The 6,102-nt window shown below is 73.4% G+C and carries 5 protein-coding genes; 2 read left to right on the top strand and 3 right to left on the bottom strand.

Going from position 1 to position 6,102, the window contains the following annotated elements; genetic code table 11:
• The first annotated feature begins 130 nt into the window (after positions 1-130).
• Positions 131-1,177 carry a glycosyltransferase gene (locus ROTAS13_RS17645; protein ID WP_058389129.1) on the top strand — a complete coding sequence of 349 codons (1,047 nt, stop codon included), beginning with the start codon at positions 131-133 and terminating at the stop codon, positions 1,175-1,177.
• Here ROTAS13_RS17645 and ROTAS13_RS17640 read toward each other — a convergent pair.
• Positions 1,168-3,312 carry an FUSC family protein gene (locus ROTAS13_RS17640; protein WP_075822988.1) on the bottom strand — a complete coding sequence of 715 codons (2,145 nt, stop codon included), beginning with the start codon at positions 3,310-3,312 and terminating at the stop codon, positions 1,168-1,170. The two genes, ROTAS13_RS17645 and ROTAS13_RS17640, sit on opposite strands and share 10 nt — an antisense overlap.
• 474 nt (positions 3,313-3,786) lie before the next feature.
• A complete protein-coding gene (locus ROTAS13_RS17635) occupies positions 3,787-4,890 on the bottom strand; it encodes an NAD(P)/FAD-dependent oxidoreductase (protein WP_019461681.1) in 1,104 nt (367 codons plus the stop codon).
• 142 nt (positions 4,891-5,032) lie between these two features.
• Between ROTAS13_RS17635 and ROTAS13_RS17630 the strand changes: the two genes are divergently transcribed.
• On the top strand, positions 5,033-5,317 hold the full coding sequence (locus ROTAS13_RS17630; RefSeq protein WP_075822987.1) for a hypothetical protein: 285 nt from the start codon (positions 5,033-5,035) through the stop codon (positions 5,315-5,317).
• A 42-nt stretch (positions 5,318-5,359) separates the two neighbouring features.
• Here the strand turns inward: ROTAS13_RS17630 and ROTAS13_RS17625 are convergent, their stop codons facing one another.
• Positions 5,360-5,980 carry a PD-(D/E)XK nuclease family protein gene (locus tag ROTAS13_RS17625; RefSeq protein ID WP_253187703.1) on the bottom strand — a complete coding sequence of 207 codons (621 nt, stop codon included), beginning with the start codon at positions 5,978-5,980 and terminating at the stop codon, positions 5,360-5,362.
• Positions 5,981-6,102: the final 122 nt, after the last annotated feature.

Raw genomic sequence — 6,102 nt, 5'->3', positions numbered from 1 at the left:
CATCTCTATGCTGACGTCGAGACTTGTGATCAAGAGACAGGCCCTTGCCGGCCGAGGAGGCGGAGATCCAGGCCGCCACCGGGGCGCTGGAGGCCATGAGCCGGGCGCTTTCCGGGACGGCGGAGGCGGTTTGAGGCCCATCGGCTATTACGTGCATCACCAGGGGGTGGGGCATTGGCAGCGCGCCACCGCCCTCGCGCGCCGGCTGCGTCACCCCTGCACCCTGATCGGCACGCTGCCGCCGGAGCGGGCGGCCAGCGCGCCCTGTCCGGTCCTGGCGCTGCCCGACGATGCGCCGGAGCCCGGCACGGCTTTTGATCCGGGGGGCGTCGCAGCGCTGCACTACGCCCCGCGCGGCCATGCCGGGCTGCGCGCGCGTTCCGCCGCCATCGCCGGCTGGATCGCCGCGCGACGGCCGGCGCTGATGGTGGTGGACGTATCCGTGGAAACGGTGCTGCTCGCCCGGCTCTGCGCCACGCCGGTGCTGTCCTTTCGCCTCGCCGGGCATCGCGACGACCTGCCGCACCGCATCGGCTTCGAGGCCAGCGAGGCGCTGATCGCCCCGTTTCCCGCCGCGCTGGAGGGGGCGGACACGCCAGGCTGGGTGCGGGAGAAGAGCTTCCATGCCGGCTTCCTCGCTCCCCCGCCCGAAATCGGTTCGGAGCCGGAGGACGGCTCGGTGCTGGTGATCTTCGGGCGCGGCGGGGCGGGCGGCTGCCGCGGGGCCCTGGCCGCGGCCGCGCGGGCCGTGCCGGAACGGCGCTGGCGGGTGCTGGGGCCGGTTTCCGGCGAGGCGGGAGAGGCGCTGCCGCCAAACCTGGAGATCCTGGGCTGGTCCGACCAGCCCGCCGCGCTGATGGCCCGGGCCTCGCTGGTGGTGGGCGGCGGTGGCGACGGGGTGCTGGCGGAGGTCGCGGCGCTGGGCCGGCGCTTCCTTTGCCTGCCGGAGCCCCGGCCCTTCGACGAGCAGCTTGTGAAGGCGCGGCGGCTCGCCGAGATCGGTGCGGCGGTGGTGCGGGAGGGCTGGCCGGAGGACGGCGCCTGGCCCGGGCTGCTGCGGGAGGCCATGGCGCTGAACCCTTCGCGGCTGGGCGGGCTGTTCGACCCTTCCGCCCTGGACCGCACGGCGGGTTTCATCGACGGGCAGGCGGAACGGGCGGTGCGCCTCTACGGCTGAGCCGGGGCTCCCCGCCCGATCCTTGTTTCCGTTTCCGGGGCCTGTTGCAGGCGTCCGATCGGGCCTTGCAGCAGTTCCACCTGGCGCACGATGCGGGCCAGGGGTTCCAGGGCGGGGCCTTCCGCGATCGCGGCGGGGCGGGGCAGCGGGCCAAGGCGGGCTTCGGCCAGGGCGGCCAGGGAGGCGTGGAGCCATTCCGCCCAGGCCTGCCAGCTTGCGTCGTCCAGCGCGTCGCGCAGGCCGGGGTCGTGGCGCAGGGCGGCCAGCCGGCCGGCGATGCGGCGCAGGGTGGCGTCCACCACCAGCCCGGCCTCGATGCGTGCCCGGTCCTGCCCCGGTTCCTGCATGGCGCGGGAAAGCGAGGATTCCAGGTTGTTGGTGGAAACGCCGGCGGCGCGGCGGCTGGCCTCGATGCGGGAGTCCGGCTGGGCACCGGCCAGCACGGCACGGGCATAGTCGGCATGGGCGGCGAGGGCGGCCCGGACCTCCCGCCGCATGCGGTCGGGCTCCCAGCTCGGCCAGAGCAGCAGCCAGCCGGTCACGGCCATGAGGCCGCCCGCCAGGGTGAAGAGGGCGCGCAGGCCCGCCACCTCCCAGGAGGAATGGGTGGGGTGGAGCAGTTCCGTCAGCACCACGACGATGGTGGTGACCCCCGCCATCCAGGCGGAGAAGCTGACCTGCCGGCCGGCGAAGGCGAGGACGCAGAGCGGGAAGAGCAGGGCGGCATGGGTCAGCCCGTCATGCACCCCGGAGGCCAGGGCGGCGCCCAGCAGCCCGCCGAGAACCGTCCCGCCCGCCCGTTCCAGCGCCCTCTGCCAGGTGGTGGCGTAGAAGGGCTGCAGCGTCACCACCACGGTGATGGGCAGCCAGTGGGCGAATTCGTTGCCGGAGAAGGGCAGCGTCACCGCCAGCGCCGGGACGGCGATGACCGCCGTGCGCAGCGAATGGCGCAGCACCGCCGAGTTCCAGGTCAGGTTAGCCCGCACCGGCAGCAGCATCTGGTCGCGCCAGGGCAGGGCGGGCGTCGTGCCGGAAGCGCCGCCGGGCTGGTAGCCGCCGGGCGTGCTCAGCTTGGCGGCCACGCGCAGGCGCTCGGCGATGCTGGTGGCGATGCGGTGCAGGGCCGGGTCCGCCTCGGTGGCGCGCAGGGCCGTGGCGAGGGCGCGCTCGATCCGCCCGGGCGGCAGGGCGGTGTCGTCGAGGATCGCCCGGGACAGCACCACGAGGATCGGCCGCAGCACCCGCAGCAGCACGCCCGCCGCCGCCCTGCGCTCCGGGTCGCGGGCGGTCTCGATCAGCTCCGACAAGGCGATCAGCGCCCCGAAGAGCTGCTCGCCGGCCTCCAGCCGCAGCAGGGCCTGGGCGCCGCGCAGCGACAGCCGGCCGCGCATGCCCACTAGGTCCATGACGATGCCACGGGCGAACTCGATCTCCTCCCGCACCGCGCGGCGATGGGCGCGGGCATGGGCCTCCCAGTCCTCGCCGCTGGCGTCCGGGCGGCCGGTCAGGTGGCGCAGGTCCTCGGTCAGCTCCGCCAGCCGGTGCCAGACCTGCGACACCGCCGCCCGGGCGGGGCGGTAGGGGTGCAGCCGCCAGACCACCATGGTCAGCAGCGTCGCCCAAAGGCCGCCAAGCAGGAACAGCCCGGCGATCTCGCCCGCCGTGGCGAGGTCGAGCGGCTGGTCCAGGGACAGGATCAGCACCACCGAGAGCAGGTTGCCCACCGCCGTCGCCGCCGCGCCCCAGACGCGCACGAAGCTGGTGCAGAGCACGCCGAGGCAGGCCAGCGGGATGAGCAGCGGCAGGTCCAGGTTCCGCAGCAGGCCGAAGCCGCTCCAGATCAGCGCCCCGGCGACGGTGAAGGAGAGCAGGGCCGGGACGCGGGTGCGGATCGGGCCGCCGATGTCGCAGAGACAGGTGAAGAAGGCGGCCATCGCCATGTAGATCAGCGCAGGCTTTCCCAGCCACTCGCTGAGCAGGATCACCACGGCACAGGCCAGGGCAGCGCGCACGCCCTCGGCCACACGGATGGCGCGGATGTCGAAGCCCATCGGCAGGCGCGACAGGTCGGCACCCGGGTTCCGTTCTGTCGCGCGCCAGGGGGAATGGAGGCGGGAGATGTCGGCGATGCGCATCGCCTGCTTTCTGGCGCAGCCGCGAGGCGGGCAAAACCCCCGCGGCTCCGTCTTTTCCGTGAGGGGAAGCTCCCGCGCCCGCTGGCTTGGGGAGTTGCACTCCGTGGTGGCCCGCCAGGGGAGAGGCGCCGCCTCTCCCGCCGGACCCCCTCTCCGCCGGGGACCGAAGCCGGTCCCCGGGCCCCGGGCTTGCGTTGGCGCCTGCGGTGGCCGTTGCCCTGCAGCCCGATCCGTGGGAGCAGGTGGAGACGCGGGACTCCCGAAAAGAAGAAAAACAACGTGTCTGCGCTGGTGGCACCGTCAGTCCGCCGGAGAGCGTGGCTCTCCGGCGCGATCCGGCATCAGTGAGCGCCAACGAACGGGAGGTCCAGGAACCTCAGGTTCCTGGCGGACAAGGGGGTCCGGGGAAAAAGGCGGAGCCTTGTCCCCCGGGGCGGCGCAACGCCAGACGGGATGCGCGGACCGGCCGGGGGATCAGGCGGCCAGTATGTCGCGAACGGCCCCGGCGAGGGAGAGGGAGGCGGTGAGGCCGGGGCTTTCGATGCCGTAGAGGTTCACCAGGCCGGGGACGCCATGCAGGGCGGGGCCCTGGATCACGAAGTCCTGGGCCGGAGCGCCCCGGGGCACGATCTTGGGGCGGATGCCGGAATAGCCGGGCTGGAGGGCGCCGTCGGGCAGGGCGGGCCAGTAGCGGCGGATGGCCTCGTAGAAGCTGTCGCCGCGGCGGGGGTCCACCTCGTAGTCGATATGGTCCACCCATTCGACATCCGGGCCGAAGCGCGCCTGGCCGCCGAGGTCGATGGTCAGGTGGGTGCCCAGCCCGCCCGGCACGGGCACGGGGTAGATGAGGCGCGAGAAGGGCGAGCGGCCGGCGAGGGTGAAGTAGTTGCCCTTGGCGTAGTATTCCCGGGGCACGGTCTCCGGCGGCAGGCCCGCGATGGCGCGGCCGAGCGCCGGGGCGCCGAGGCCCGCGGCATTGACCAGGCTGCGGCAGAGCAGGGTCATCGGCTCGGCGCCGCCGGTCTCCAGCACGATGCCCTCGGGTACCACCCGGCCGGACAGCACGGGGCTGTGGAAGGCCAGCACGGCCCCGGCATTCTCCGCGTCGCCCTGCAGGGCCAGCATGTAGGCGTGGCTGTCGAGGATGCCCGTGGAGGGCGAGAGCAGGGCGCCGTGGCAGGACAGGGCGGGCTCCAGCGCCACGGCCTCGTCGCGGGACAGGACGCGCATGTCCTCCACCCCGTTGGCGGCGGCGCGGGCCTGGATCGAGGCGAGCCTGCCCGCCTCCTCCTCCGAGGTGGCAGCGATCAGCTTGCCGCAGCGGGCATGGGGCACGCCGCGTTCCGCGCAGAAGGCGTAGAGCATCCGTCGCCCGGCCACGCAGTGGCGCGCCATCAGGCTGCCGGCGGGATAGTAGATGCCGGCATGGATGACCTCGCTGTTGCGGGAGGACGTGCCCGTGCCGATCGCCTCGGCGGCTTCCAGCAGCAGGACCTCCCGCCCGGCCAGGGCCAGGCTCCGGGCGACGGCGAGGCCCACCACCCCGGCGCCGGCCACCACGCAGTCCACTGACTCCAAGTCCCGCCTCCTTCAAGAAATCCCATAAATTTTACGCATGAGGAACGCTGATGGCTCTACCCTTGGTTGCGCCGATTATGTGATATATAGGCCTCAATCAGTGTTGCGTGCAGGCAACATGCGAGTCGGGCCAGGAAAAGCCATGCTGACCATCGGAAGCATCGAGCGGATGTCGCCACGGCTGTTCAAGGCTGCCTGTGCTGGCGTGTACCCGCAGCGTGAGCCGGCGGTCGATGTGAACGGGCTGGAGTTCTTCTCGGATCCAGAGGAGGCGCGCCGGTGGATCGTCGAGCAGATCGGCTGCGAGCCCGACCTCTGGGACCTGCACGACCTGGAAGGGGACGAGGTCCCGGATGGGCATCCCCGCGCATCGGCGCAGGGCGAGGGCCGGGACGCATACCATGGGGCGGCGCGGCCGGCGGGCTGAACGAGGCCGCTCCGGGACGGAAGCCGGCAGGGGCGGTGGCTTTCATGCCGGTTCCGCGGCGGGGGCCGGGCTAGGGGACGGGTTCAGGGCCTGGGGAAGGTTGCGGTCCAGCAGGGATTCCGGCAGCGGCATCACCACGCCGGACCAGGTCCAGACCAGCAAGCATTCGATCCGCCGCCCCGGCCAGGCCGCGCGCAGCACGGCGCGGTAGGCCGCCATCTGCCGCAGATAGGCGGGCGAGACGTCCTCGGCCCGTTCCGGCGGGGGGCGGTTGGTCTTGTAGTCCGCCACCACGATCCGGTCGCCTCCGATCCAGAGCCGGTCCACCTGCCCCGCCACCGTCACGCCGCCGATGCGGCCGGCGAGCGGCGCTTCCGACAGGCTGCCGGGGCCGAAGGCCTCCGCCAGGGCGGGGTGGTGCAGGACCCGCATCACCTCGGCGCGGGTCGCCTCCTGTTCCTCCGGGGACAGGCCGTGCCCGGGCCGTGCGAGGTGGCGCTGCGCCACGGCCTCGCGCGCTGCCTCGGGATGTTCCGGCAGGTGTTGCAGCAGGGCATGGATCAGCGTGCCGCGCCGGAAGCGGCGGCCGGAGGGGTCCTTCTGCCCATGCGGCGCGGCGGCGGGGGGCACGGTTTCCTCGCCCGCGAGGCGCGAGGGTGCCACCGGGTCCTCCGAGGCCTCGGGCCTGGCGGGGTGGTGCGCCCAGGCGGGCAGCGCGGCGGACAGTGCCTTGCCGGCGCCCTCGCGGTCCGGCCGGGGCCTGTCTCTTGATCACATCTACGCAC

The sequence above is a fragment of the Roseomonas sp. TAS13 genome (assembly GCF_001950415.1).
Taxonomy (GTDB): Bacteria; Pseudomonadota; Alphaproteobacteria; order Acetobacterales; family Acetobacteraceae; genus Roseomonas; species Roseomonas mucosa.
This window is presented reverse-complemented; position numbering and strand designations above follow the sequence as displayed.